General features: G+C 54.0%; 20 protein-coding genes and 5 pseudogenes. 11 read left to right on the top strand and 14 right to left on the bottom strand.

Features of this window, described 5'->3' with window-relative positions; genetic code table 11:
• The first annotated feature begins 74 nt into the window (after positions 1 to 74).
• On the top strand, positions 75 to 812 hold the full coding sequence (locus TKWG_RS00225) for a GntR family transcriptional regulator (protein WP_014748867.1): 738 nt from the start codon (positions 75 to 77) through the stop codon (positions 810 to 812).
• Between the two features lie 201 nt (positions 813 to 1,013).
• On the opposite strand, the gene TKWG_RS00220 is transcribed toward TKWG_RS00225, so the two are convergent.
• Positions 1,014 to 1,937, bottom strand: a complete 924-nt coding sequence (locus TKWG_RS00220; protein WP_014748866.1) for a LysR family transcriptional regulator — start codon at positions 1,935 to 1,937, stop codon at positions 1,014 to 1,016.
• A gap of 120 nt (positions 1,938 to 2,057) precedes the next feature.
• Here TKWG_RS00220 and TKWG_RS00215 point away from each other — a divergent pair, with 120 nt between their 5' ends.
• From TKWG_RS00215 to TKWG_RS00190, 6 genes and pseudogenes are all read left to right on the top strand, one after another.
• The gene (locus TKWG_RS00215) at positions 2,058 to 3,038 is read left to right on the top strand and encodes a Bug family tripartite tricarboxylate transporter substrate binding protein (protein WP_014748865.1); all 981 of its coding nucleotides are present in this window, start codon (positions 2,058 to 2,060) and stop codon (positions 3,036 to 3,038) included.
• 12 nt (positions 3,039 to 3,050) lie between these two features.
• A pseudogene (locus TKWG_RS26780) lies at positions 3,051 to 4,306 on the top strand (CaiB/BaiF CoA transferase family protein).
• Between the two features lie 24 nt (positions 4,307 to 4,330).
• Positions 4,331 to 5,251, top strand: a complete 921-nt coding sequence (locus TKWG_RS00205) for an SDR family NAD(P)-dependent oxidoreductase (protein WP_014748864.1) — start codon at positions 4,331 to 4,333, stop codon at positions 5,249 to 5,251.
• 100 nt (positions 5,252 to 5,351) lie between these two features.
• Positions 5,352 to 5,879 (top strand): MaoC family dehydratase, encoded by a 528-nt coding sequence (locus TKWG_RS00200; RefSeq protein ID WP_014748863.1) that lies wholly within the window; start codon positions 5,352 to 5,354, stop codon positions 5,877 to 5,879.
• Positions 5,880 to 6,241: 362 nt separating this feature from the next.
• Positions 6,242 to 6,769: a cysteine dioxygenase family protein gene (locus TKWG_RS00195; protein WP_041708795.1), complete on the top strand. Its 528-nt coding sequence runs from the start codon at positions 6,242 to 6,244 to the stop codon at positions 6,767 to 6,769.
• A 62-nt stretch (positions 6,770 to 6,831) separates the two neighbouring features.
• Positions 6,832 to 7,335, top strand: a complete 504-nt coding sequence (locus TKWG_RS00190; RefSeq protein ID WP_014748861.1) for an Lrp/AsnC family transcriptional regulator — start codon at positions 6,832 to 6,834, stop codon at positions 7,333 to 7,335.
• A 134-nt stretch (positions 7,336 to 7,469) separates the two neighbouring features.
• Here the strand turns inward: TKWG_RS00190 and TKWG_RS00185 are convergent.
• The 11 genes and pseudogenes from TKWG_RS00185 to TKWG_RS00135 form a co-directional block, all read right to left on the bottom strand.
• Positions 7,470 to 8,741, bottom strand: a pseudogene (locus TKWG_RS00185) (NAD(P)/FAD-dependent oxidoreductase).
• Between the two features lie 321 nt (positions 8,742 to 9,062).
• Positions 9,063 to 10,022: a tripartite tricarboxylate transporter substrate binding protein gene (locus TKWG_RS00180; protein WP_014748860.1), complete on the bottom strand. Its 960-nt coding sequence runs from the start codon at positions 10,020 to 10,022 to the stop codon at positions 9,063 to 9,065.
• A gap of 252 nt (positions 10,023 to 10,274) precedes the next feature.
• Positions 10,275 to 12,008 (bottom strand): acetolactate synthase catalytic subunit, encoded by a 1,734-nt coding sequence (locus TKWG_RS00175; protein WP_014748859.1) that lies wholly within the window; start codon positions 12,006 to 12,008, stop codon positions 10,275 to 10,277.
• A 50-nt stretch (positions 12,009 to 12,058) separates the two neighbouring features.
• Positions 12,059 to 13,099: a zinc-dependent alcohol dehydrogenase gene (locus tag TKWG_RS00170; protein ID WP_014748858.1), complete on the bottom strand. Its 1,041-nt coding sequence runs from the start codon at positions 13,097 to 13,099 to the stop codon at positions 12,059 to 12,061.
• Positions 13,100 to 13,290: 191 nt separating this feature from the next.
• Positions 13,291 to 14,253 (bottom strand): tripartite tricarboxylate transporter substrate binding protein, encoded by a 963-nt coding sequence (locus TKWG_RS00165; RefSeq protein ID WP_014748857.1) that lies wholly within the window; start codon positions 14,251 to 14,253, stop codon positions 13,291 to 13,293.
• Positions 14,254 to 14,317: 64 nt separating this feature from the next.
• Positions 14,318 to 15,076 carry an SDR family NAD(P)-dependent oxidoreductase gene (locus TKWG_RS00160; protein WP_041708793.1) on the bottom strand — a complete coding sequence of 253 codons (759 nt, stop codon included), beginning with the start codon at positions 15,074 to 15,076 and terminating at the stop codon, positions 14,318 to 14,320.
• 43 nt (positions 15,077 to 15,119) lie between these two features.
• A pseudogene (locus TKWG_RS00155) lies at positions 15,120 to 15,832 on the bottom strand (SDR family oxidoreductase).
• Between the two features lie 288 nt (positions 15,833 to 16,120).
• Complete coding sequence (locus tag TKWG_RS00150) at positions 16,121 to 16,810, bottom strand: GntR family transcriptional regulator (protein WP_014748855.1); 690 nt, start codon at positions 16,808 to 16,810, stop codon at positions 16,121 to 16,123.
• Positions 16,811 to 17,003: 193 nt separating this feature from the next.
• A pseudogene (locus TKWG_RS00145) lies at positions 17,004 to 18,676 on the bottom strand (ABC-F family ATP-binding cassette domain-containing protein).
• Positions 18,677 to 19,020: 344 nt separating this feature from the next.
• A complete protein-coding gene (locus TKWG_RS00140; RefSeq protein ID WP_014748854.1) occupies positions 19,021 to 20,058 on the bottom strand; it encodes an LLM class oxidoreductase in 1,038 nt (345 codons plus the stop codon).
• 18 nt (positions 20,059 to 20,076) lie between these two features.
• On the bottom strand, positions 20,077 to 20,700 hold the full coding sequence (locus tag TKWG_RS00135; RefSeq protein WP_014748853.1) for a glutathione S-transferase family protein: 624 nt from the start codon (positions 20,698 to 20,700) through the stop codon (positions 20,077 to 20,079).
• Between the two features lie 121 nt (positions 20,701 to 20,821).
• Here TKWG_RS00135 and gcvA point away from each other — a divergent pair, with 121 nt between their 5' ends.
• The 3 genes from gcvA to TKWG_RS00120 all read left to right on the top strand — a co-directional run bounded on the left by gcvA (position 20,822) and on the right by TKWG_RS00120 (position 23,137).
• A complete protein-coding gene (gene gcvA / locus TKWG_RS00130; RefSeq protein WP_014748852.1) occupies positions 20,822 to 21,706 on the top strand; it encodes a transcriptional regulator GcvA in 885 nt (294 codons plus the stop codon).
• 141 nt (positions 21,707 to 21,847) lie between these two features.
• Positions 21,848 to 22,207 carry a hypothetical protein gene (locus TKWG_RS00125; RefSeq protein ID WP_014748851.1) on the top strand — a complete coding sequence of 120 codons (360 nt, stop codon included), beginning with the start codon at positions 21,848 to 21,850 and terminating at the stop codon, positions 22,205 to 22,207.
• A gap of 234 nt (positions 22,208 to 22,441) precedes the next feature.
• Positions 22,442 to 23,137 (top strand): glutathione S-transferase N-terminal domain-containing protein, encoded by a 696-nt coding sequence (locus TKWG_RS00120; protein ID WP_014748850.1) that lies wholly within the window; start codon positions 22,442 to 22,444, stop codon positions 23,135 to 23,137.
• A 102-nt stretch (positions 23,138 to 23,239) separates the two neighbouring features.
• Here the strand turns inward: TKWG_RS00120 and TKWG_RS00115 are convergent.
• Positions 23,240 to 24,195: pseudogene (locus tag TKWG_RS00115) on the bottom strand (alpha/beta fold hydrolase).
• A gap of 93 nt (positions 24,196 to 24,288) precedes the next feature.
• On the opposite strand from TKWG_RS00115, the gene TKWG_RS00110 reads away from it, so the two are divergent.
• Entirely contained in the window at positions 24,289 to 24,867 is a 579-nt protein-coding gene (locus TKWG_RS00110; RefSeq protein ID WP_041708791.1) for a CGNR zinc finger domain-containing protein, read from the top strand.
• A gap of 17 nt (positions 24,868 to 24,884) precedes the next feature.
• Here TKWG_RS00110 and TKWG_RS00105 read toward each other — a convergent pair whose 3' ends face one another.
• Positions 24,885 to 25,538, bottom strand: coding sequence for a hydrolase (locus TKWG_RS00105; protein WP_014748848.1), 654 nt, complete (start codon positions 25,536 to 25,538; stop codon positions 24,885 to 24,887).
• Positions 25,539 to 25,607: the final 69 nt, after the last annotated feature.

Here is a 25,607-nt window from a genome sequence, read left to right as displayed (position 1 = left end):
GATTGTTGTCGTGTCGTTTCCACATTTCCGAATTCTATCGAAGTTTGTTATAACAAACAACAAATAAATTAAATATGTTTGTCCACAAATCGGTTAACATTGCAGCAACTTTCCAATCATTCCCGGTCCCTATGTTTGCTCCGCTCTTGCCGCTTGAGAAAAATAATTTATCTGATCTTGCTTATCTCGCCATGAAGAACGCATTGCTTTCCGGTGCGTTCAAGCCTGGAGAGCGGCTTATTCTGAGAGATGTGGCGGGGAAACTGGGAATCAGCCTGACTCCTGTGAGGGATGCGGTGAATCACCTGATAGCCGAACGTGTCCTGGATCGCGGCCCCGGAGGGCAAAAGGGTGGCGCCTCTGTCCCACAGCTGAACAGCGATCAGATCAGGCAGCTTATGTTCCTGCGTGCCGAGCTTGAGTCAAAGCTGGCCTACGCCGCTGTTGCTCATATCAAGGACAGCGATATTGAAAGGCTTGAAGACATCGTCAATCAAATGGGCAACTGCATTGATAGCGACAGTAAGAGCAAGTATCTTGAATTGCATAGGAGCTTTCATTTTTCGCTTTACGAACACGCGAAGATGGACGTCGTGCAGGACATAACCGAAATCCTCTGGTTACGCTGCGGCCCGGCACTCAATGCCGTGCTGCCCGATTACGTCCCGAATCTGAAGCAGCAGGACCATCACCGGGCAGCGGTGGATTTTCTGAAAAAACGCGATGCAAAACACGTGTCCCAAAGTATCAGAATGGATATCACTGAAGCCGGCAATTATATTTATCAACAGCGAACCGGGAAAAACGCCTAGAAATAACCCACTGGCAACCGCTTCTCCCCCTGCCAAATCCGCTGAAGGCCCTGTCGTTGCGCCATTGTTCGTCGCAGACAAATCCGGGGCTGAAGATCGCATTGGTATTCAGGCGAGGCCATTCACTCTGCCTGGAAAGGTAGACCAGCTGAGCGCTGCCTTTACAACCGATTCAAATACCTTATATCTCCCCCGTACGACCTACAACTCCAGCGCCGCTTTGAGCAAAGCCACCCGGGGATTGATCGCACCGGCACGACTGATCAATGCTACGGAGCTCGAATGGGGTTCGGGCGCCACGCGCAACTGCCTGACGGGTCCGGTCTGCAACGTGCTGTGATGAAGAAGCGCAACATCGGGCACGATACCAATGCCCAGACCAGCAGAGACAAATTGCAAGCTGGTGGTCGGGCTGGTCGATTCGATCACCGGCACAGGCGCAGGCAAGCCTGCGTGGGTAAAGCAGTCTTCGATCAGCTTGCGCCCCATGGAGCCTTCTACAGGCATCACCCATTGTTCCTTTGCCAAACGAGCCCAGTCCAGGCGCCGCGAACGGACCAGTGGATGTCCCACGGCTGCAACTACGGCGAACTGCACCTCGAACAGCTTAATGTATTCGAAAGCCTCAGCTTCGCTGGCCAGCGTTTGCTGGGGAAACGTGGTGATGAGCGCATCCAGCTCCCCTCGCTGGAGGGCACCAATCAAGGCCGGCACTCTTTCTTCAAGCACGTGCACCCGAACGGCCGCTTCGCCCTTTACTAGCTTGGCAATTACGCTAGGCAGATAGGTTTGCGCCACGAATGGCGGTGCGCCGATACGAATTTTGGTTGCAAAGCGCTCGGCCTGGATGGCCTCTGTACGAAGGTGTGATAGTTCGTGCAGAAGCATCGTGGCCCCGCGCAGCACCACTTCGCCCTGCGCTGTTGGCGTCAAGCCGCGCGCTGTGCGTAAGAACAGGGCAAAGCCAAAGGCACTCTCGATTTCCGTCAGCGCCTTGCTCAATGCCGGTTGCGTCAGGCTGAGCGCCTGCGCTGCCGCCCGCAAACTGCCGCGGGTTTGTACTTCCGTCAGCAAACGCAAGTGCCGAAAGCGCAGTTTGGCGACCAGATAGTCAGGTTCGATCAATATTGTTGTCCAGAAATATTATCCAACAGCATCAAACAGAAGGTTATCGCTATATGAAAATATATCACTTTTTCTATTCACTGCGATCGTCTACGCTTGATGCATTATAAGGAGACAAGCATGCATCGCCGGAAATTTTGCCTTGGCGCCCTGGGCGCCGGCCTGTTGGTCAAGACCGCCGCATCTCAGGCAGCGGACACCTATCCTTCAAGAGCTGTCCGCGTCGTTGTCCCCTACCCAGCCGGTGGCGGACCTGACATCATGATGCGGCAGTTCGGCCCGGCTCTGAGCGTCACGCTGGGGCAGCCCGTCGTGGTGGAAAATAAAGTCGGGGCTGGCGGTGTACTGGCTGCCCAGTATGTTGCCCATGCACCCGCCGACGGCTACACCGTACTGATGGGTTCCAATTCTCATTTGATTCAGAAGATATTGCAGCCCAAACTGAACTTTGATCCTCTCAATGATTTCATTCCCGTCACCATTATGGGCACATCGCCCAGCGTGCTGGTCGTGGCGGCCAGTTCGCCCTACCGCAACGTGCAGGATCTGATTGCGGCTTTAACGGCTAATCCCGGGAAAATGAATTATGGCTCCGGCGGCGTGGGCTCGGCTGCCCACCTTGGCGGTGCCACCTTCGTGTCTTTGCTCAAAGCCAAGGCAACGCATGTGCCATTCAAAGGCTCAGTGGAAATTCCGCTGTCACTGCTGCGCGGTGATACCGAATTTGCGTTCACCATCGCAGGCACGGCCATTCCGCAAGCCAAAGGAGGCAAGCTGCGCGCGCTGGCTGTGACAAGCAGGGAGCCGTTGGCCGAGCTGCCTGGCGTCCCCACCCTGCACGATGTTTTGCATAGTGATTTGGCGATACAAGAATTCTGGTTTGATTTCTGGCTACCCAAAAACGCCCCAAAGCAAGCGGTCGATACGCTTTACAGCGCGACCACGAAGGCGCTCGCGGACGAGGCCGTCAGGCGCCAGTTTGCTGCTGGCGGGATTAACGTAGAGCATAGCGCCAGCCCGCAAGCCGATGCCGCATTTGTGCGCAGCGAATATCAGAAATGGGTAAATATCATCAAGCTTGCCGGCGTGACCGTCGGCTGACCGGAGTTATACATGTCCAAACCGTTAGAAGGCGTCCGAGTCCTGGATCTGTCGCATGTCATCGCCGGGCCCCTTGCTTCATTTTATCTGGCACAGCTGGGCGCAGAAGTCATCAAAGTGGAACCCCCGCTGGCCGGTGAAGTGCTGCGCTCAATGAAGGCCGCAACGGACACCGACACCCCCACTGGATTTGCCGCCATCAACGCCGGCAAACAATCCCTGGCGCTGGATATCCGGACACAACAGGGCGCCGATCTGCTGCGCACACTGGCGGCATCGGCTGACGTCTTCATAGAAAATTTCCGTCCCGGCGTTGTCGCCCGGTATGGCCTGGACTATGCCAGCATCAGGCGAGTCAGGCCTGACATCGTGTACTGCTCCATCTCGGGCTTCGGACAACAGGGTGCCTGGGCGCAACGTGGCGCTTATGATCACGTCGTTCAGGCCCTGACCGGTATGATGATGATGTCGGGGGAAGGAGACGACGCGCCCCCCATCAAGGTTGGCTTTCCTGTTATTGATGTGGCCGTCGGTATACTGGCTGCGCTCTCTATTGTCTCGTCGCTACACCGCAGGCGCGCGAGGGCACCGGTCAGTACATCGATGCATCCATGATCCAGGCCTCGCTGATGCTCATGTACCCCAATAGTTGCGCTTATCTGAGCGATGGGACGCCGACTCGACGTGTGGGCAACCGCGGATATACCGGCAGCCCGGCTGCAGATACATATCGTTGCTCGGACGGCTGGCTGGCCGTTGCCGCCAACACCCCCGCACAGTTTCGCAAACTCACAGCTGTGATTGGCGTTGAGGATTTGTGTGAAGATGCGCGCGCACTGGACCTTGTTGCCTTCAACGCCCCCAGCGGATTTGTCGTGCCTAATGACAATGAATATGTTGTGACGCGTCTGAAAACGGCTTTTTCGACCCGCAGCGCAGTGCAACTGGAAGCGATGCTGAGCGACGCCGGTGTCCCGGCAGCCAAGGTCAGAAAGCTCGAAGAATTTCTTCACGAGGCAGATACCACCGATTGCGTCGATCTTCCAGACCATTGGTTCCATCAGGGCAACAGCCAGGTGCGTACCCGCGGCATAGGCTTTGTTTTCGAGCAGGATGGGCAGCCCACGGTTGACGGTGCCCCTGGCCTGGGCCAGAATACCCATTCTATATTGGCGCGAGCGGGCCTGAGCGAGGACACCATCGCACAGCTTGAACGTGCCGGGGTCATCCGGACCGATGCCGAAATGGCTGCATCCATGCCCCCCTGAACATTTGTATAACACGGAGACCCCATGACACCTCTTCTACACAACCGCATTGCCATCGTGACCGGCGCAGGCCGCGGTCTTGGTCGTTCCCACGCACTCGAACTGGCCCGCCACGGCGCCCGGGTCCTGGTCAACGACATGGGCGCAGATCAGCCAAATTCGGATGCGCAAGCCGTTGTCCAGGCCATTGCCGCGGCCGGCGGAGAAGCGATCGCTCATGGCGCCGATGTCACTGATCCAGAACAGGTTCAGGCGATGGTCGAACAGGCAATAGCGCAGTGGGGTCGTGTGGATATTCTGGTGAATAATGCGGGCATCCTGCGTGACAAAAGCTTTGCCAAGATGACTCTGGAGGATTTCCGGCTGGTGCTGGAGGTGCACCTGATGGGGTCGGTGCACTGCACCCACGCCGTGTGGAACAGGATGCGTGCTCAGAACTATGGCCGTATCGTGATGACGACTTCTTCTTCGGGGCTTTACGGTAATTTCGGGCAGGCCAACTACGGTGCTGCCAAAATGGCGCTGGTCGGCCTGATGCAGACCCTGGCGCAGGAAGGCGAACGCAATGGCGTGCATGTGAACTGCCTTGCCCCCACGGCAGCCACGGCCATGACAGAGGGGCTGCTGGAGCAGCAAACACTGGATATGCTGTCCCCTGCATCGGTCAGCCCGGCCCTGGTTGCGCTCGTTGCAGAGAACGCCCCCAACCGTACCATTCTGATGGCAGGCGCCGGTAGCGTTGAACAGGCAAACATCACCATGACACATGGCATATATCTGGACGAGAGCGAACGCTCGGCCAACGTGCTGCTGGATCGGTTTGAAGACATTGCCGATCGCCAGAACGAAGTGGTGCCTGGCACTGGATTCGACCAGTTACGCCACGAAGTTGCCAAGGCGCAGGCATACCGCCAGACTCGCGGGCCGGATACGCAAACTGCGTAGTCAGGCTTTGCCCATATAGAAAAAGACACACCATTGGTCCAACCCGCAGAGAGCCCGACTGTCGCCTGCATCACAACCTGCACAGCACACCCACGGCGCTGTGCTCACTTATATTCTTGCCATGACAACCGCCCCTACCCGTACCAGTACCATACAGGAGTTCGATTGCGTTGCCGCGCTTACTCAATTTGTCGGGCAGCCGGCCATCACATCGGCACCGCTGCTGATTGATCAGGAGATGATTAATCGATTTGCGCAGGCAACGCACGACCATCAATGGATCCATGTGGACCCGGCGCGAGCGATGGCGTATTCACCGTACCAGAACACCATTGCACATGGATTTCTCGTCCTGTCGCTGCTGACCTACTGGCAGACAAGCTGCATCGCCTTTCCCGGCGCCGTCATGGCATTGAACTATGGTTTCGACAAAATCCGCTTCACCGCTCCGGTTGTGGCGGGATCGCACGTCTCGGCCCGTTTTGCATTGACACAAGTTGCCGAAACAAAACCCGCACATGCCCGCTGCACCTGGGACGTAACGGTAAACGCAGAGAACGCATCGCGGCCATCGGTTTATGCCGAATGGCATATCCTGGTTCAATACGAAGACGGGTCAGAAACGTAATCGCGGGGAATCAACCTGCCTGCTGACCCCTATACTGTTGTGCCAATGACAGAAACGCCGCCAGTCCACGTGATCCCGACGAAGTGTTTCCTGCAAAATTGCCGTGACTTCGGGCAACAGCGGGGTTTCATTGTCATTTCAATTGCCATCTTTTTATACCATCATTTTTTGGCGCCGTTTTTTCCTTGTCCAATGCCTCGGAGCGCCCTCATCGACGAGTTACCAAAAAGACGAGCTACCAAAACTCCTATTGTTGGGAAAATAATTCTAATAATCACTTATTATCATTAAATATAAGCAAATTAATTCCAGTTATATATTCCTATAATTTATAGCATTGGCAAAATAAATGTAGGACGAAAATGCTTAACTCTCTTCACGCCCAGACCGTATTGAACAGAATGTCTGTCGATATTGACGGCGTAATGCAAGCCAATCAGAAACGGCTTTTAAATGGTATTTCCCTCTTACTGGACGAAGCCGAACAGCTTTTGCCTTTGTTACCGCCAAGTGCGCTGGCCTTGCCTTCCAGCACGTACACACGTCATCTGGTTTATGCAGACGAGCTGGGTCGATATTCGGCCATGCTGCTGGTCTGGCACCCGGGGCAGCAGAGTCCGGTACATGGCCATAGAACCTGGTGCACCTACAAGGTATTACAAGGTCAACTCAAAGAACATCACTATAAATGGAACGCAGAGGCCCGACGCGCTGAAAAGTGCGGCGAAATCCTTCGTCAAGCAGGAGATGTTGTTTCGGCGCCGGCGGGGCTTGCCGATATTCATCAGTTGGTCAACCAGAGCGCTGAAGTTGCGGTGTCGCTGCATATATATGGCGTTGATAGTCAACGTATTAGTACACATGTCAATTACCTGATGCCCAATGCATGAAAGCTCGGTCGGTTAGAATAATTAAATCGAGGTGACCGATCACAAACGACACAGGAAAAATTTTGGACAAAACTGATCTGCTTATTTTAGACATTCTGCAAAAGGATTCAACAGTATCTATTAACGAAATCGCGGATCGGGTAAATCTTTCGCAAACCCCTTGCTGGCGAAGAATCCAAAGACTGGAGGCCAGCGGCCATATCATGGGTAAAGTGGCGCTGCTCAATCCAAATCTGCTCAACCTGAACGTTACCGTTTTCGTTTTCATCAAAACCAATAAACACAATCGTGATTGGTATGAAAAATTCAGCGCAGTCGTACAGGCCATACCCGAAATTGTAGACTTTTATCGCATGAACGGCACCGTAGATTATTTACTGAAAATTGTCGTTCCGGATATAGCAACATACGACGCGGTTTACCAGCGCCTGACCAGAACAATCGAGATTTTTGACGTGACCTCATCGTTTGCGATGGAAAAAATGAAGTCTACGACTGTGCTCCCCTTAAATTACGCTCAACTAGGCCGTGATTCAGACGAATCAGACAGTGGATCGACAAATTGAATCCAACCAGGTTGTTTCTACATCGTGAATTAACACAGCAATGGGAGCGCGCGGCGCTGCCGTCTACGGTCCTTGAAACACAGTCGTGATGAAGCCTATTCCGGTTCTCTAGAACAACTCATCTCTGCCGTTTCCTAAAGCGACGTGCCCAACCTAATCGGGCTCCCGTCGGTAAAACGGGAAAACCGAAAGCGATGCAGCTTATGCCCCACGTCGTTGCCCTGGATCAGATCCGCAACGACGCGACCCATGCCAGGCCCGATCCCAAATCCATGACCACTCATCCCTGTTGCAACAACGAGACCGGGATGCGTAGGCACGCAATCAACAATGGGAACCGTATCGGGCATAAGGTCAATCATGCCGGCCCAACTCTTTTGGAAACGAACAGGCTCCATCTGAGGAAAAAGCCGCTTGAACCCGCGCTCGATTGAACGAAGGTCCAACGCATCGGGCGCTGGATTAAGTACCGCATGCTTTCAAAAGGACTTGGCGTGTCGGGCGTCCAGTCACGGGGAGTCCTCCAGCATCTGGATACCCCGCGGGCGCCGGAGCGCATAACGCGTTCCCAGAGGGTCGGCTTTCAAGGCGGGAATATATTTCGTAACGTGCCGCAAGCTATCGGGCCCAAGATAAAGCCGGTGGCTGCCGGCAGGGGCGAGCGTATAGCCACCATCCAGCCTGCGGCGAAAAGCGATGTGTTTTTCAACGGCAGCGCCAGCGTGAAACTCAGGAATTGGCTGCGTTGCCGCCACCGTTGCCTTGACTGCCAGTTGTGGAATTGTAATGCCGTGTTTTTTCAAAAAGAGCGACGACCATGCGCCCCCCGCCAGCAGGACGGATGATGTTGCGATATACCCCTGCTCGCTCCACACCCCGGCAATGCGGCCGGCCGCAGTTTCAAGCGCCCTGGCTGCGCAGTTCTCAACGATTGTCACGCCCTTGCGACGAGCAAGCCTGGCCAACGCAGGAACAGCCAGCGACGGCTCAGCCCGCATATCCGAAGGCGTGATCATTGCGCCCTTGAATGTACCCGACATGCCTTTGATCTGCTCGGAGACTTCACCTGCGCCGACCATCCGTGTATCCATGTCGTGTGCCGCGGCAATTTTTATGAACGCGTCGAATTCGGCCATTTCCTTGTCAGAACTGGCCAGGTAAGTCACGCCGGTTTGCCGAAGCCCGATATCCTCTGCGCATTCCTGCACCAGTTGTGGCCATAGCCGGGCTGCTTCGATCATGATAGGCAGCTCGTCCTCATCCCTGCCCTGCTTGCGAATCCAGCCCCAGTTGCGCGACGACTGCTCGGCTGCCACGCGGCCTTTTTCCAGCACGGTTACCGCCACCTTGCGCTCGGCAAGGTAAATGGCAGTTGTAATACCAATTATGCCGCCCCCAATGATCACGACATCGGACGATTTGGGTGGCGGGCCGGCGTAGACAATGGGGTCTGTTTCTGAAAATGGGAAGGCGTTCACGTGCTGTGTTTCACAATGAATGAGATTGGCTGGCTTGGTGCGGTACAGTTCTGGTTAGTTTAACTTTTAATCAAGCGATGTGTTGGCGCGCAAGCAATCTATTTAGCAATCGAATCTGAAGTGTATCTCTCCTGTCCCGTACCACTATTGCGCATTTTGGCGTCGCCGCAATAGGGCTTAGCACCAAAATTTCGACACGAAATAAAGACGCAATCTAGGTGTGAACGCCACTTATACTGATGATGTGGCTTAATCTATTCTTGGCAGATTAGCCTCCTTTATTGCCTTGCCCATAACTTTACTGCCTTCTTCCAATGCCTTCCTATACTCAGCCCCCGTCAAACCTACTGGATCAATGCCAATCGCTTTGAAATTCTTATCAACCTGAGGATCTTTCATCGCAGCTAATGCCGCCGCTTCAAGTACCTTGACACGCGACGAGGGAGTACCCTTTGGCGTTGCGACGCCAAGCCACGAGTCGATTTCAACAGAGAACCCCTGCTCCTTGAGAGTTAGCACATCGGGCAATTCTGGCCAGCGAACAGGGCTTGCAGACGCGATCATTCGCAATTTCCCTGCTTTTATTTGAGGGATGATGTCAGACGGATTCTGAACAATGACGTCCACCTGTCCACTCAGTAACCCAGTTACAGTTTCTGAGCCTGACTTATATAGAATTTGCTCAAACTTTGCTCCTGTCACCTTTGCCAACGCAAACATGGCCAGATTGTTAGGTGCTGATGGCGCTCCAAAAAAAAGACCATTGCTTTTTTTCGCGGCAGTCACCAGATCCTGGACACTCTTATATGGTGAATCAGCACGGACCGCAACGCCATACCGGAACCGACCGAAACCGGCTACAAACGCAAAGTCGTCGATTGTATACGGAACGTTCATCAGATGTGGAGCAATGGCCACAGTACTATAGGTGACTAGGCCGTAGGTATACCCATCATTTTTTTGTCGTGCCAGGAAAGCAGGTCCCATCGTTCCCAACGCCCCCGGCTTATTAACAACAACGACAGGCTGGCTCAGATATTTCTCCATGCCGCTAGCCAGGTGTCGCGATGCGACGTCCGTCGCACCTCCCGCTCCATAATTGACAACCAGACTTATCGGTGCCTCTGGAAACGACTCCGCGGCAGTCATTCCGGACACACCCAATGTTAGCCCTATTAAAATACCGAACTTGCTTATATATTGTCTCATTACCTTTTCCCTGTGGACTCTGAAATAACGTATGCCACCTGCGACATTTATTGTCGATAACGGCGCTGTTCCTAGTATTGGTAAAACCGACCCTACTTCAAAGCACCTCACCTACACCGTGACAGCAGTTGCTGCACAAGCGCACGATCCAGATGCTTGACTCATGGCGGACGCTCCTTTCGCCGCAGCCATCGGACCCTAACTACCGATGGCTGTAAATGGCAACGCCAGCCATGAATGCAATTTTCCGTATCATTCCGCGGAATAGAAAGTTAACGGCGGAAATGCATTCTGATCGCAAATCACTTCAATCAAAACGGTCTTATCCGACGCCTTGGCCTGTTTGATCGCTTGCTGCAATTCATCAGGTTCAGTAACGCGAATTCCCAGGCAGCCGCAAGCCTGCGCTACTGCCGCATGATTGACCTGCGCGAAATTCACGGCCGATGTATGGTCGCCGTACTTCTTATTTTCCGCATGCTTCTGAAAACCCAGAATGCCATTGTTGATGACAAACAGCGTCACCTTGATGTTCATCCGAATTGCCGTCTCCAGCTCTGACCACACATGGCCAAAACCACCATCGCCCACCACCGCATAGACATCAACTTCGGGCTGAGCCACTTTTGCACCCAATGCCATCGGGAACCCCCAGCCCAACCCCGCTAATCCCCGTGGGGTCAGAAAACGTTGACCAACCCGTGCTGCAGTCAGGTAATTGGTAATCCAGATGGAGGAATAGCTGGCATCGGCCACGACAATATCAGTTGACTTAAGCACTTGTTGCAATTCGTGCATTAAACGCTCGGGACGAATAGGCGTTTGTTCGCTAGTGCGTACGGCAGTAGACGCTTGAAGGTCAAACGCTTTGTTCGCAGCAATTTGCTTTTCCAGCACGGGCCTGGCAGCAATCCGCTTTTGCAGATCACACTTACCCAATTCAGCGGTCAATGCCTGAATAGTTAGTTGCGCATCGCCTTTTAACCGAAGCGCTTCGTAGTTCCGTCCAATTTCATTACCGTCTATGTCTATATGGATATAGTTGGCACCCTGTGGATACAGTGTCCAGCTCTCGGTCCCATTCTGGTTTGTTCTGTTACCGATCAGCAAAATAGTGTCGGCATTTTTGACAAACCCGGCTTGGCTTTTTGTCAGGCTATTAGGCCCCAGAGCATTAGCGACAACGCCCAACGACAGCGGATGGTTTTCATCGACAGCGCCTTTACCCATGTTTGTTGTTGCTACTGGCAAATGCGCTAATTGCTGCAGCTGCGCTAACGCTTCGGCCGCTTGCGAACTGTGTATTCCACCACCGGCAATGATGATAGGGCGCTCTGATACAGCGATTAATTCTGCCGCTTTTGACACAAGATCGGGCGCTGCCACGCTGCGGTCCAGAGGATACCTCCCCAAACTCGCTTTGCGTGTCGAAATCGGACCGTCCTCAGCAAGCACATCAGCCGGCAAAAGCAAGACGGCAGGCCCAGGTCTGCCGGAACACGCAGCCATGAACGCCTGGTCCAAATAATCCTCTGCACGCTCAGCGACGCTCAATGTTCTAACCCATTTAGCACAACTGTCAAATAATTTGACATGATCGAACTCCTGGAATGCATTTTTATCGGTCTGATTTCGCGCAACCTCCTGAACTAGTGCAATGACGGGGATCGAGGCTTTCATGGCTTCGGCTAGAGGAGCAACAAGCAATGTTGCCGCCGGGCCATTCTGGGCAGTCACAATAGTAGGCGTGCCACTTATGCGAGAATATCCATCTGCCATATAGCCGCCAGCGTTCTCAGTTCGATACGCGATTTGTTGGATGCCGATTTCTTCACATGCCAGATGCAATAAGCTCGGCAGGCTTTGGCCGAATATCACTTCTACGCCATGGCGTTTCAGACCACGCGCAAGAGTATGCGCAACAATGTTCTTGCCCTTTGCGATGAAACCTGGGGTACTTAAGGGTGTCTTGATTTCAGTATTCATAAATGCAGTCTCAAAAATTGATATTGATATAATCCAGATATAGAAAAAAATTAGTCTGGCCGTAGAATAACCTTGGACACCGAGCGCGCAAGACACTGGCGGAAGCCTTGCTCCGCATCATTAATTTTCAACTCCATAGATATCATGGGCCGTACTGATTCCGGTTCGTGAACGATGCGATCGATTATGCGCTCCCAATTCTGGCGGCGCGAACCATGCGCACCACGTATTTGCTGCTTGTTGCGGATCATCTCCGTCAAATCGAAGGATGCACGCTGGGCGTGTATACCTGCAGCAGCAAGAATGCCACCTTTACGCAAAATCTGGAGCCCTTCCGTGATGCTGGATGCGTGTCCAGTAGCTTCAATCACAACGTCAGCAGGTTTGCCACCTGTAATACGATGAATACCTTGCTGCAAAGAGATGCCGTCTGCCAGATCAATGCAATGCGTTGCGCCCATTGCTTGTGCAACCTCAAGCCTGGCAGCGTCGTTCATGCCGACAGCAATGACACGACTGGCCCCCCTCCAACGTGCCGCGCGCACAATTGCCTGTCCGATGGTTCCGGGCCCAAGCACGACTACAGTGTCGCCAGCAGTTACTTGCCCTACGTCGCAGGCGTTGTCGCCCACACACAGTGGTTCGGTCAGCGCCGCCAGCGACAAATCCGTTTCCGCTGGAATAGGTATGCAACCCGATGCGGGCACACGTACATGACTGGCAAATGCACCGTCCCGAGTCAGCCCCAACGTCTCTTTGTTCGGGCACAAATGCGGTGTGCCACGCGCGCAGGTCACGCAACGCATGCAACTGATGCCCGGCATCACAACCACCGAATCACCCACTCGTAGGCCGACCACGTCGTCTCCTACAGCTGCGATCTTTCCTGAAAACTCGTGTCCCAATACAACCGGCAATCGAGAACGCATAAATTCATATCCCGATGTCCATTCATAGACATGAACATCAGATCCACAAATGCCGACTGCAACTACCGCGACGATGACCTCCCCAGAAGCGGGACTATCGGGTTCTGGAATATCATCCAGCGATACTCCATGCACCGGACTCGTTTTTCTGACTGCTAGCATTAACTTTATCTCCGTTTCTATTATGTGTAGTTCCAAAATATTGCAGACTACTGCACTACACTTCGAGACAAGTCTGGATATTTGAATAGTTCATCCAAGACGCATCCTGTTAATTGTCAAATTTGATCCTGAGAATCCAGGTAAAGACATTATGTTGTTGTGATAAAGACGCACGTATAAATTTCTGAAGATCAATTGATACGGGCAATATCATGTTCCTTGATCATGCGTCCCATCGCCTCATAGCCTTCATCTACCGTTTTCCTGAATGCAGCACCCGCCATCGGCGTTGCTTGCATACCATGAATTCCTTCTATGAATTTGATGTACTCTGGATCATTGACCGATTTCATGACAGCAGCCTCCAACTTCTGGCGTGCCTCATCGGGTATCCCTTTAGGTGCGGCAATGCCCAGCAATCCAATTGTCGAAATATCGTAGCCTTGTTCACGCATGGTAGGCACCTCAGGAAAGGCAGCCAATCGCTTCGCGCTTGCAGAGGCAATCAGTCTGAGCGATCCTGATTTGACCAAGGGAGCAAAGTCGGGCGGGTTCTGCAATGCCATTTGTACATGCTTGCCTGCAGCAGCCGTTACCGCTTCCATCCCAGATTTATATAACACCTGTTCGAACACACCGCCGGTCATTTTCGCCAGACGCAGTATAGGCAGGTTATTGGGCGCACCAGTAATCCCGTATGCCACGCCTTCGGGCTTTTTCGCTGCAACAACCAGATCATCGACGTTCCTGATCGGCGACTCGGCGGACACCACAATGCCATAGCTGGTGCTACCGATGGCGCCGATCATCTCGAAGTCATTTCTTTCATAGGGCACCTGCATCAGTTGCGAGGTATATGTAATTGCCGTGTACCCCAGGATACCAATGGTGTAGCCATCTGATTTGGCTCGGGCAAGATGCGCTGCCTGTAGTGTGCCCTGTGCTCCCGGCTTATTGACCACCACGACAGGCTGACCCAGCTCTTTCTCCAGGTAACTAGCCAGGCGTCTGCTCACCGCATCGGTGGTGCCACCGGCACCGTACGGTACGGTCATTTCAATCGTACGCGCAGGATACGTCTGCGCATGCAGCACGGAAGCATGCGTCAGCAGGCCTGCTGTAATAAAAAAATAAGCTGAAATAGTTTTGACCATATCGTTCATCTCCTCGTTTTTTGGGTTTTGTTGTCCTATCTTTTTTAATTTTTCACTGGAGTCCTCATGGCATATAAAGACCACCATTTACATCCAGAACAGTACCGTTCAGAAAACTGGCTTGTTCCGTGATATAGAAGGATGCTGCGGTCGCGACGTCTTCAGGAGTCCCCAAGCGCCGTACAGGTGTTCTTTCGACAAATGCGGCATTGACCTCGGGCTTTACTACGTCGGTCATCGGCGAAGTAATCCTGCCCGGCGCCAGCGTATTGACGGTAACGCCGAGCGGACCCAGCTCATCGGCCGCATATCGGCTCAATCCAAGGACTGCAGTCTTGGAGCAAACATAGGCCACACCCGGAACGCTGGCTCTTGTCCTGGCAGCCTGCGAAGCAATGTTGATGACGCGCCCCCAGCGTTGTGCAATCATGTCTGGCGCCACTTGCTGAATCAGCATCATGGGGGCGGTCAGATTGACCTCCACAACGTGACGCCATTGCTCTGGTTCGACTTGCAGTACGCCTGCACCCTTACCATCGGCAGACTTGGGCGAAATACCCGCATTGTTAACCAGAATGGAGATTGCCCCCCATGTCTCTCTGATTTCTGCCAACGCTAACGTAACTGCCCGATAGTCAGTGACATCGATTTTTTGAACCAATATGTTGCGCGTATCTGCATTGACAGAATCCGCCTGCATGGCGTGTGCGTCCCACACGCAAATCCGCAAGCCCATCTCGGAGAAGCGGCGAGCGACAGCCAATCCAATGCCGCCAGCTGCTCCTGTCACTAGTGCCACACGTGGCGAATCATTCAATTGCATTGTTTGTCCTTGTTTTAAAAGTGGAAAATTAAAGCGCCGATGCTCATCGGCGCCCTCCATCAAGGCCCAGATGCTGCCCTGTCACATAGGCAGCACCGTCAGACAGCAGGTATGCCGCAGCTTCGGCTACGTCCTCCGGTGTGCCGAATCGGTTCAGCAAAATGGTGGCCAGCATTTTCGCTTCTTCAGCGCTACCAACAGGCCGGGCTTTGCGAAACATGGCAGTTTCTATCGGACCTGGCAGTATTGCGTTGACTGTAATGTCACTGTCGGCTAACTCAACGGCCCAGGTGTTAGTGCATCCCAGCAGAGCACTTTTGGCAGCAGCATAGGCGGTGCGTCCGGCTGTCCCGTTCACAACGCGACTGGAGATATTGATAATGCGACCAAACCGGCGGGCTCTCATTTGGGGAATGAAGTGCTGGGTGACTTGTACCGCCACACGAACATTCAGATCGAACACTTGGGTCAGCGTGATCAAATCCACACTTTCCAAGGCTGGGGACATGCAATGCCCACATTATTGACGATTCCATCAATATGATGATTCTGCGAGATCAGATGCAACACGGTGTGCGTCTGGCCAATATTAGACAAATCGCATGCCATCAATGTCCCAGGAAAGCTCTCACGATCCCCACCTCGTGCAATGCCTATCACTTGCCAGCCGACGCTAGCCATTTTGTGCGCAATGGCCAGCCCGATACCATGGCTGGCACCCGTGATAAGCACTGTCCGTTCCTGGGATTGTCTCATTTTCTTTATTTTTTACATTTTATAAAATATAAAATGTAGTTTATAAAATTTGTTTGAAAGTGTCAACCAGACAGAAAAACAGCATATGGTGGTATTGGAAGGTGCCAAACTTGGACTATCCAGAATTCGTAGACGATAGCGTCAAATGTCTTCTACGGGTCCACTGGCCTGGTTGCCAGAGGAGGAAGCTTTAAAATTATGTTGGCAGGTGGCCATCTGCTGTGGCACGGCATTACCACAGGCGTAACTCGGACGTCGGCGCCTGACTACCAGCCGTTGCTTCATTTTCTACATGTCGGAAGGAAAAATGGCATCCAAGTTATCAGCCAAATGCTGTTGCAAGTAGCGCAAATCTTGCTCTACGCCCTTCTGCACAAGATCAGGGTCTGCTTTCTCCAGCCCCTCGATGACCACCTCATGCGGATGTCCGTCTTTCACCAGGTTGGGATCTGGGAAATTGGGTTTGTAAAGATAATTCAAGTAAGGTGACATGCGCATCCAGAGCTGACGGATCATCACCACGGTCGTCGGCATATCAGCCTGCGTGTACAACGTCATATGAAATTGCTTGTTGAGCACGAGTATTTCCCGAGTTTTTCGCTCCTGCATTGCAGTCCTCATGCGGCCATGGATCTGCTTCAATTTGGTAATCATTGCAGGAGTGATGCGTTGGCTAGCGCTACGTGCGGCATAACATTCCAGTAGAATCCGTAGCTCCCTAAGCTCGTTGACCAATGCTCTCGAGACTTCAGGCACAAAGATTGATTTGCTTGGAGACATCGCTAAAGCACCTTCGGAGACTAATTGCAATAGCGCTTCGCGAACCGGAGTCTGGCTGACTCCAAATCTCTCTGCAACCTCTCTTAAGACCAGTGGTTGCCCAGGCATAAAATCTCCGGCCATCAACTCTTCCGCTAGTTGCCCACTTATGCGAGCAGTCAGATTCTGGCGTTCGAGGCCTATCTTTGGAGCATTCATCAAAACTCACCACTTGTCAGGAAATCAGATTTTATATTTTATATGATCTTCCCTTATCCTGGCCAGTCACTGCATCCGCAAATGGAGAATGAGCGAGCTGCCCTATATTGCAACGCTCGTTATCGCCAGCTAACGACTCAATCTCCGTTCCAACTGCACCAACGGCACAACAACCGCCCCCTCACCTTATCGCTCAAGCAACCTTTCTGCCGCTCGCCGCTTCCCGCTGACGCTTGGCCTCTTCCAGTAGATATACCTGGTAATCGTCCAGGTCGCCGTCAAAATCTGTCATGCCGCCGCGCGACACCAGCCAGAATTCATCGCAGACCGAACGCAACAACGCGCGGTCGTGGCTGACCAGCATCGCCGAACCTTCGAATTCGTTCAGCGCGACGCTCAGGGCTTCGCGTGTGGCCAGATCCAGGTGGTTGGTCGGTTCATCCAGCAGCAGAAAATTGGGACGCTGCCAGACGATCATGCACAACACCAGGCGCGCTTTCTCCCCGCCGCTCATGCTGCCGACAGACTGCTTGACCATATCACCACTAAAATTAAAGGTGCCCAGAAAATTGCGCAGCCCCTGTTCACGACAATCCATGGCGCTGGGGCGCATGCTGGCCGGCGTGTCGCGCACCAGGCGTATCATGTGTTCAAGCGGGGTCTCGGCCGGTCGCAGGACATCCAGTTCCTGCTGCGAAAAATAGCCGATATTCAGGCCTTTGCCCGGGATGATTTCGCCGGCGATCGGCGCCAAGGCACCGGCTATGGTTTTAACCAGCGTAGACTTGCCTTGTCCATTGGCGCCAAGAATGCCGATACGCTGCCCGGCCAGAACAGTACGATTAACATTCTGCACGATGACCGTAGGCGCTGCACCGGCCGGTGCGTCTTCCGGCACAGGGTAGCCAAAGCTGCCATCGGTCATTGCCAGCATGGGGTTGGGCATGCTAAGCGGTTCTTTAAACTCGAACTGAAACTCGGCGTCAGCCAATACAGGTGCAATTTTTTCCATGCGCTCAAGTGCCTTGACGCGGCTTTGCGCCTGCTTGGCTTTGCTGGCTTTTGCCTTGAAGCGGTCAATGAATTTTTGCAGATGCGCAACCTTTTCCTGTTGCTTGGCGTGCGCTGCCTGTTGCAGCAACATTTGTTCGGCACGCATGTCTTCAAACTTGCTGTAATTGCCACCGTAGCGCACCAGTGTGCCATTGTCGATATGCAGCGTCACGTTGGTGATCGCATCCAGAAACTCGCGGTCATGGCTGATTACAACCATGGTGCCTGCATAGTTTTTGAGCCACGCTTCCAGCCACACCAGGCGTCCAGATCCAGGTGATTGGTCGGTTCATCAAGCAACAGCAGGTCCGACGGGCACATAAGTGCGCGAGCCAGCTGCAGGCGCATGCGCCAGCCACCCGAAAAGCTGTTTACCGGTCGGTCAAGTTCAGCCACGCTAAAGCCCAGTCCCAGAATAAGGGCCTGCGCACGGGCAGCGGCATCGTGAGCGCCGGCGTCGTGCAAGGCCATATACGCGTGCGCCATGCGCATGCCGTCATCACTGGCCTCGGATGCCGTAACTTCGTTTTGCGCGGCTAGCAGGATCGTGTCACCCTCCACCACAAAGTCCGTTGCGCTCTGCTCGGTTTCCGGCATGTCCTGCGCCACTTGTGACATACGCCACTGCGATGGGATGGAAAACTCGCCGCCATCCTCGTGCAGCGTGCCATTGAGCACCGCGAATAATGAAGACTTGCCCGCGCCGTTGCGGCCGACCAGACCCACCTTTTCCCCGGGATTGAGTGTGACGGAGGTTTTGTCGAGCAATACTTTGCTGCCGCGACGCAAGGTCACGTTCTTGAGAATAATCATTGAGGGTAGGTCTTCATTTTCGGGAACAAAAACCCCAGCCGAGACTGACCGGGATGAGATCAAGGATGACGGGGCGATGAGCCGGACGGGCAGCTTGCCTGATGGCAAGACGGCGGAAACGGCGAAAGGAAGGAGCAATTGTAGCAGCAGAGGGTCGAAAATGGGCTGTCGCCACTGCTGCAGACACACACTGGCCGGGACACTGTCCTTAGCCCATCTTGCGCAGAATACGTAGATACCAGAACCGAGGGCAATGAGCATACCTGAGACGGTCCGCCCAGCAAAACGCGATGGCTGTTACATACTGCAGCCCATCCCGCGGGCCTGACAGGCGGCTCGTACGCTTACCAAGCAGACAAAGCAGGCGACGGTCCCTGGTGCGAGGCAAAGAATGGGAGCACTTCTTCTGCCAGCTCCTGGACCACCTCCGCCGGCGGCCTCCGGGAGAATTGAATGCCCAGTGCGGCGTGATTAACCCCTGCCGCCTGCCACTCCTGCAGCAGCGAAACCAAGCCCTTTCGTCCTGTGCGCAATATGAATCCACCACGTAACGGCGTGCGTGGGTAATTAGGGTCATCGCTCAGATCCAGCCATTCATTGGTCATATGCGGCCTGAATCCCACATCGGGAATCAGGTCGCGCCACGCGCGTATTTTCTCGGCCAGCCGCAACGGTCCGCTGGGCGTATGGGTGGCATTCGGGTAGGTCAGCCACCCATCGGCATGTTCGGCGATCCAAGAAAGTGATTGTCCAGACGAACCAGTCACAATCAAGGGAATCATGCCGGATACCGGTTTAGGCAAAAACTCTGCCTGACTGAAACGACCCAATGGAGAATCAATCTCCAGATATCCTGGCCGCATGAGCTGGCGAAAGTACGTTACCGCCTGCGCAAAACGTTCTGCACGCTGATCGTGTGCCAGGCCATAAGCGGGAAACTCGATAGGCCGATCACCCGAGGCTATGCCCAGCACCAGGCGACCGCCGGACAACTGGTCGATCGTCGCAGAGGCCTTGGCCAGATCAATAGGGTGTCGCAATGAAAAGATCGTGCTGCCGGTGGCTAATGCGACGTTTTCCGTGCGCGCGGCCAGAAACGCCAGATAGGTAAAGGGATCGAGCACCTGCGCGGCATCCCCGAAAGACGGGTCGAATAAGGGCACGTCACGTACCCATATCGCGGCAAAATTCCATCGGTCAATCTGCGTGACCAAATCCGTTTGACCGGCAAAAACGCTTATGTCTCCCTCATAGAATCGGATCGGTAGGAAAATGCCAAGGGTCAGGCGATCCGGTGCGAACATCCGTCGATAGCCGGGATGTGCGTAGAACGCTGAATAAGGTGCCCCGAAGGCATGTTGAATCAATGCAGTGGTATTCATCGCCATTCTCCACGTTCGTCAGGCGCCAGTTGCCGGCGCAGGCAGGGTGGTGCCTCTGCGCACGGCAGGCCGATCCGCCACGCGTTCATGCCAGCCACTCAGGTGAAGGTGATGGCTAAAATCGAAATGAATGATGCGTGCAATATGTGTCCAGCCGAAATTTGCGATATCCGCAATGGAATAGGTATTGCCCGCCAGATAGCGGTTCTGTGCGAGCTGGCGATCAAGAACGGCAAAAGCACGCTCCGTCAGGCGCCGGTAGTGCTCAATCGCGGCTGGATTGGGCACTGTTTCGGCCAGCTCGAAATGTACGCGCTGACCAATGATCGGTCCCACGCTGGATGCATGAAACTGCAGCCACTTGATGGTTTCCCAACGCCCTTGGATATCAGCGGGAAGTAACTGTCCGGTTTGTTCGGCCAGATATAGAAGAATAGCTGCCGATTCAAACAGCACGACCTGGGTCTCATCGTCAACAAGAACAGGAATCCGGCCATGCGGATTGAGCGCAAGAAAATCCGGCTTTCTGTTATCACCGGTCTCGATTCGCACGTGATGCAGGCGATATGGCAGCGACATTTCCTCAAGCGCGATTGTCGCCTTAAAGCCGTTGGGTGAACTGTCGGTATAAAGATGCAACATGCTATCCCTTTATTTAGATTTACTAATGATATAAAAACTGATTAAACTACCAACAGTTTCTCTCTTAGATCCACTCTGGTAAAGCGATAAAATCTCCCTTTTATATTTAGAAAAACTAATTTTGACTAACACCCCTCCCCTCAAAGCACTGCGTGCCTTCGTTGAAGTCGGCCGGCGCGGCAGCATTAAAGCAGCGGCCGTCGCACTGCATGTCACACCCGGCGCTGTCAGCCAGCAGATCGGTTTATTGGAAGACAGGCTCGGGGTCAGATTACTTGAACGCGAACGCCAGGGCATGCGCCTGACAGAGGCCGGCGCCAGTGTTCATGCCCTGCTTGGCAATGCGTTTTCACAGATTGACAGCGCGATGGATGCCCTGGAAACAATCAAGAGCCGTCAGACGCTGGTCATTAGCACAGTGGCAAGCTTTGCAGCATCCTGGCTGGTGCCTCGGCTTGGCAGGTTCAAACAACGCTACCCCCACATTGAAGTTCGTGTTGAAGCCAGCTCCACCTTGGTAGACTTGCGCCATGATCGCGTAGATATCGCCTTGCGGCATGGGCTGGGAGACTATCCAGGACTGGACGTCACGCCATTGATGGCGCCCGTGTTGGTGCCGGTAGCCTCGCCAGGCCTGCTCGCATCGCATCAGACATTAAGTGATCCGGCTGATTGCCTGCACTACCCTCTGCTACACGATTCCGATCGTGCCGACTGGCCACTCTGGTTACGTGCCCACGGCGTCAACGAAGATGCCCGCATGCAACGGGGTAATGCTTTCGAGGACGATTTTCTGCTTATCCGGGCAGCAGAGGCTGGCCAGGGCCTGGCCCTGGTTCCAGAAACATATGCGCAAGAAGAGATCGCAGCAGGACGCCTGGTGCAAGTGCTGGATAGGCCCTGGCCAGCGCGATTTGCGTACTATATGGTGAGCAGACCCGGTGCCTCCCAAAGACCTGAGATTCGTGCATTTATGGACTGGATAACCCAGGAAGCCGCCACTTGATTCTGCTCACATACGTTGAACAACGCAGTTCTATCACGGGCCGTAATCCTGCAAAAAAATACGCGTAGCCGCAGATTCGATTTGCAGGCCAGGGGAGTACGGCTTAAACTCAAAGCCAGGCCATAACCGGTATATACGCGTATGAACCCATCAGATACAGACTCGTCGTACCAGACTATCGATTTGTCCAAGCTGCGCGATATTGGCTGGACGCTGTGGGATCCAATCAGCCTGCTCGGTACAGCGGAAAGCAAGCAGCAATGGTATTCGGACAGAAACCTGCCTTTTGCAGACGAGTATGATGCTTACCTTGTTTCTGCCGCAAACGCACTTAGAAACGGTGCGCCTGCGCAACAAGTCGTAGATTACCTGGTTCATATAGAAACACAACATATGTGCCTGACCGAACGCCCCGATACCCGCAGTCGCGCCAAAGCTGTTGTAACCGCCATTCTGGCCGACGACAGCATTTGGTTTGACTCGGGTGGATCACCCGGATAAGTCCAAAGATCTATCGCAATCTGCTAAGGTTCATCTCACTTTTAAAAAAAGGCCAACGACTACCAAGACCGGCCTTTATCTCGCAAGCAATTGTCTGACGCATGACGCACCGGGTGCCTTGCAAAGGCAAGATCGTTTGCCATATCACGAGCCTGATCGAGTCTCTGGCCACATCTGCTGGATCCTGTACCGCTTCGACATCTGTGATTATCAATACAATAACCTGGAGAATAAATGACACTCAAGCATCCCATTTTCACGCGCTGGCCGGCGCAGCACCCCGATCGACTGCAACTTTTTTCTACTCCGACACCCAATGGCGTGAAGGTCGGCATCATGCTTGAAGAAACGGGGCTGGCCTATGAGCCGCACCGGATCGATATTTCGGCAAACGAAAGCCACGATCCTGCATTTCTTGCGCTTAACCCCAATGGCAAGATTCCCGCGATCTATGATCCCAACGGGCCTGACGGCAAGCCGCTAGCACTATTCGAATCAGGTGCGATCCTGCTCTATCTTGCCGACAAGACAGGACAATTTATCTCGGCTGATCCCGCCGCCCGTTACGAAACAATTCAGTGGCTGATGTGGCAAATGGGCGGCGTGGGGCCCATGTTCGGCCAACTGGGCTTTTTCCATAAATTTGCTGGTAAAGAATACGAGGACAAACGCCCGCTGACACGCTATGTCACCGAATCGGCGCGGTTGCTCGGCGTGCTGGACCAAAGGCTGTCTGGCCGCGACTGGGTGATGGGTGCCGACTACAGCATTGCCGATATTTCGCTGCTCGGCTGGGTGCGCAATCTGATCGGCTTTTACGAGGCGCGCGAGCTCGTCGGCTTCGACCGTTTTGCGCATGTGCAAGCGTGGCTTGACCGTGGCCTTGCACGCCCGGCAGTGCAACGCGGCCTGGAGGTGACGGCCGTCTAGCTGGTTGCGTTAAAAGGAAAGGGCTGTGGCAAAAGTGATCCGCATCTCGCTGCGGATCACGGCAGCACCGCCCCGTTGTGGATCCGCCTGCCATCCTCTCCGTCACTTCACATTTTTGTCCAGAAATGCACGGATGACGGGGATGATTTCTTTGCCATGGGTTTCCAGGGCAAAATGACCGGTATCATAGAAACGAATGTCCGCTTCAGGGATATCGCGCTTCCATGCCAGGGCGCCGGCCGGCAGGAAAAACGGGTCGTTCTTTCCCCAGACCGCCAGCAACGCTGGTTGATATTGGCGAAAGTAGGCCTGGAGCTCGGGATATTTCTCTACGTTGGATGCATAGTTCAACAGCAGGTCCAGCTGTATGTCTGCCATACCAGGGCGAGAAATGAATGTGCCTTCGAGCGTATAGCCGTCCGGCGCCAGGAGGCTGACATCGCTTACCCCCTCCACATATTGCCACTTGATTGAGGCCGGCGTCGGAAAATCGGCCAGCGCCTTACGGTTTTCCTGGGTAGCGCTTGCCAATACTTCCGGATCGGCTCCCAGCCCTTGGCCAGACCCTCTTCATAGGCATTTCCATTTTGCGAAATAATCGCAGTCACACGGGCGGGATGCGCCAGTGCCAGACGCCAGCCCACAGGCGCACCATAGTCGTGAACCGCCAGGGAGTAGCGGTCAAGCTTGAGCTGCGTGGTGAACTGCTCAATCGTTTTTGTGATATTGGCAAATGAATATTCATACTTGCCACGCTCAGGAGATTCGGTGAAACCAAACCCGGGCAAGTCTGGCGCGATAACGTGGTACCGGTCTGCCAGCGCAGGAATAAGGTCGCGCCACATATACGATGAGGCCGCGAAACCATGCAGCAGCAGGATGGCCGGCGCAGCAGGATCACCAGCTTCGCGGTAAAAAACCCTTACATCGCCAACCTGCTCGTAGCGGTAATGAACCCGTTGGTTTGCCGAAACACGCTCGTCTGCGGCCTGCGCTTGTCCTGTGAGCAAAGCGGCGGCTACTCCGGCCGACGCTGCAATTGATTTGGTGGATATCATGACCGACCCTTTAGTAACCTGTAAAAATGATTATTGAAGGTTATCAGCGATTAGAGTATCCTGTCAACATATAAATTACCGGTTACTCGTATCATGTCTTCTGTCACTAGCGGAACACCCTTGTTTATAGCCAATAATCTTGCGCTCGACTTTATCAACACCGAGTACGGCGTGGGACCCCGGCACTGCGATTGCTTTGAGGACGATCACAGCGTGATCGAATGGCTCAGGCTTGCCGGGCTACTGCCCGACGGCAGCAACAGTGCACCCCCCGGTCTGCTGCAGCTCGCTCTCGCGCTCAGGGACAATGCCAAAACGGTGATCCTCGCCGCTAAAACAGGAAGCTCGGCCGATCCCGCCGTCATCAACCAGGTATTGGAAGCGGGCCGCCCAACAAACGAACTCGAGTGGGACAAAGCCAGCAACACATTCAGGATCGTCAAGCGACGTCAGAGCATGAATGCAGCCAGCTTGCTTGAACCTGTTGCACAAGCGCTCGTGCACTTGCTCTCGAATGAAGATCTGCAACTTGTACGGGAATGCGAGGCGCATGACTGCACATTGTTTTTCCACGACTTGACCAAGTCGCATCGGCGGCGCTGGTGCAGCATGGCCGCGTGTGGCAACAGAATGAAAGCCGCTGCCCATCGCGCGCGCAAGAACGCGGGATAGGCAGATAGCAATTTACATCAACCCGCTACCTTCGGCACAGGCGTGTTCAGCAATTGTTGCTCCCACAAAAATGCAATGCCGCTACCGGCAACATGCTGAACCAGCACCTCGGTCAGTTCAGCGGCGTGCTCGGTGCGAGCCCAGTCGCGCTGCCATTCGGAGGCCACTGCCAGCCAGGTCATCATGTTCACGCCGCCTGCGATCATGCGCTGGATCGCTACCTCATGCGCCTCCACTGAAACGCCGCCGGAAGCGTCGGTCACGACCGTGACATCCCAGCCTTCACCAGCCGCCTGGATAGCCGGCATCGCCACGCAGATTTCGGTCCACAGACCGGCAATGATCAGTTGCTTGCGGCCGGTCGCCGTCACGGCGTCGACCACTTTTTTGTCCTCCCAGGTGTTGATGAACGTACGGTCAATCACTGCCTGACCAGGAAACACATCTGTGATTTGCGGAAAAATGAGCCCGCCGCGATCAGCAATCACGCTCGTTAGTATGGTGGGAACGCCGAAGGCTTTGGCCGTTTTTGCCAGCGCCGTCGCATTATTAACGACCATGTGCGGATCGTGGCTATTCAGGTTTGTGAGCTGATAAGGTTGGTGGTCGATCAGAACAAGCACGGAATCTTCGGGACGAAGCAAAGAGGCAAGGCCATTACGAAATGTCATGAATCTATCCTTGAGTATGAATTGGAATGGGTGAGAAGGCATGCGCCGGCTGTGACGCTACCTGGGCAA

This window comes from Advenella kashmirensis WT001, from assembly GCF_000219915.2.
GTDB classification, from domain to species: Bacteria; Pseudomonadota; Gammaproteobacteria; order Burkholderiales; family Burkholderiaceae_B; genus Advenella; species Advenella kashmirensis.
Note: the sequence above shows the minus strand (reverse complement) of the source record. Positions and strands in the feature narration are given on the sequence as shown.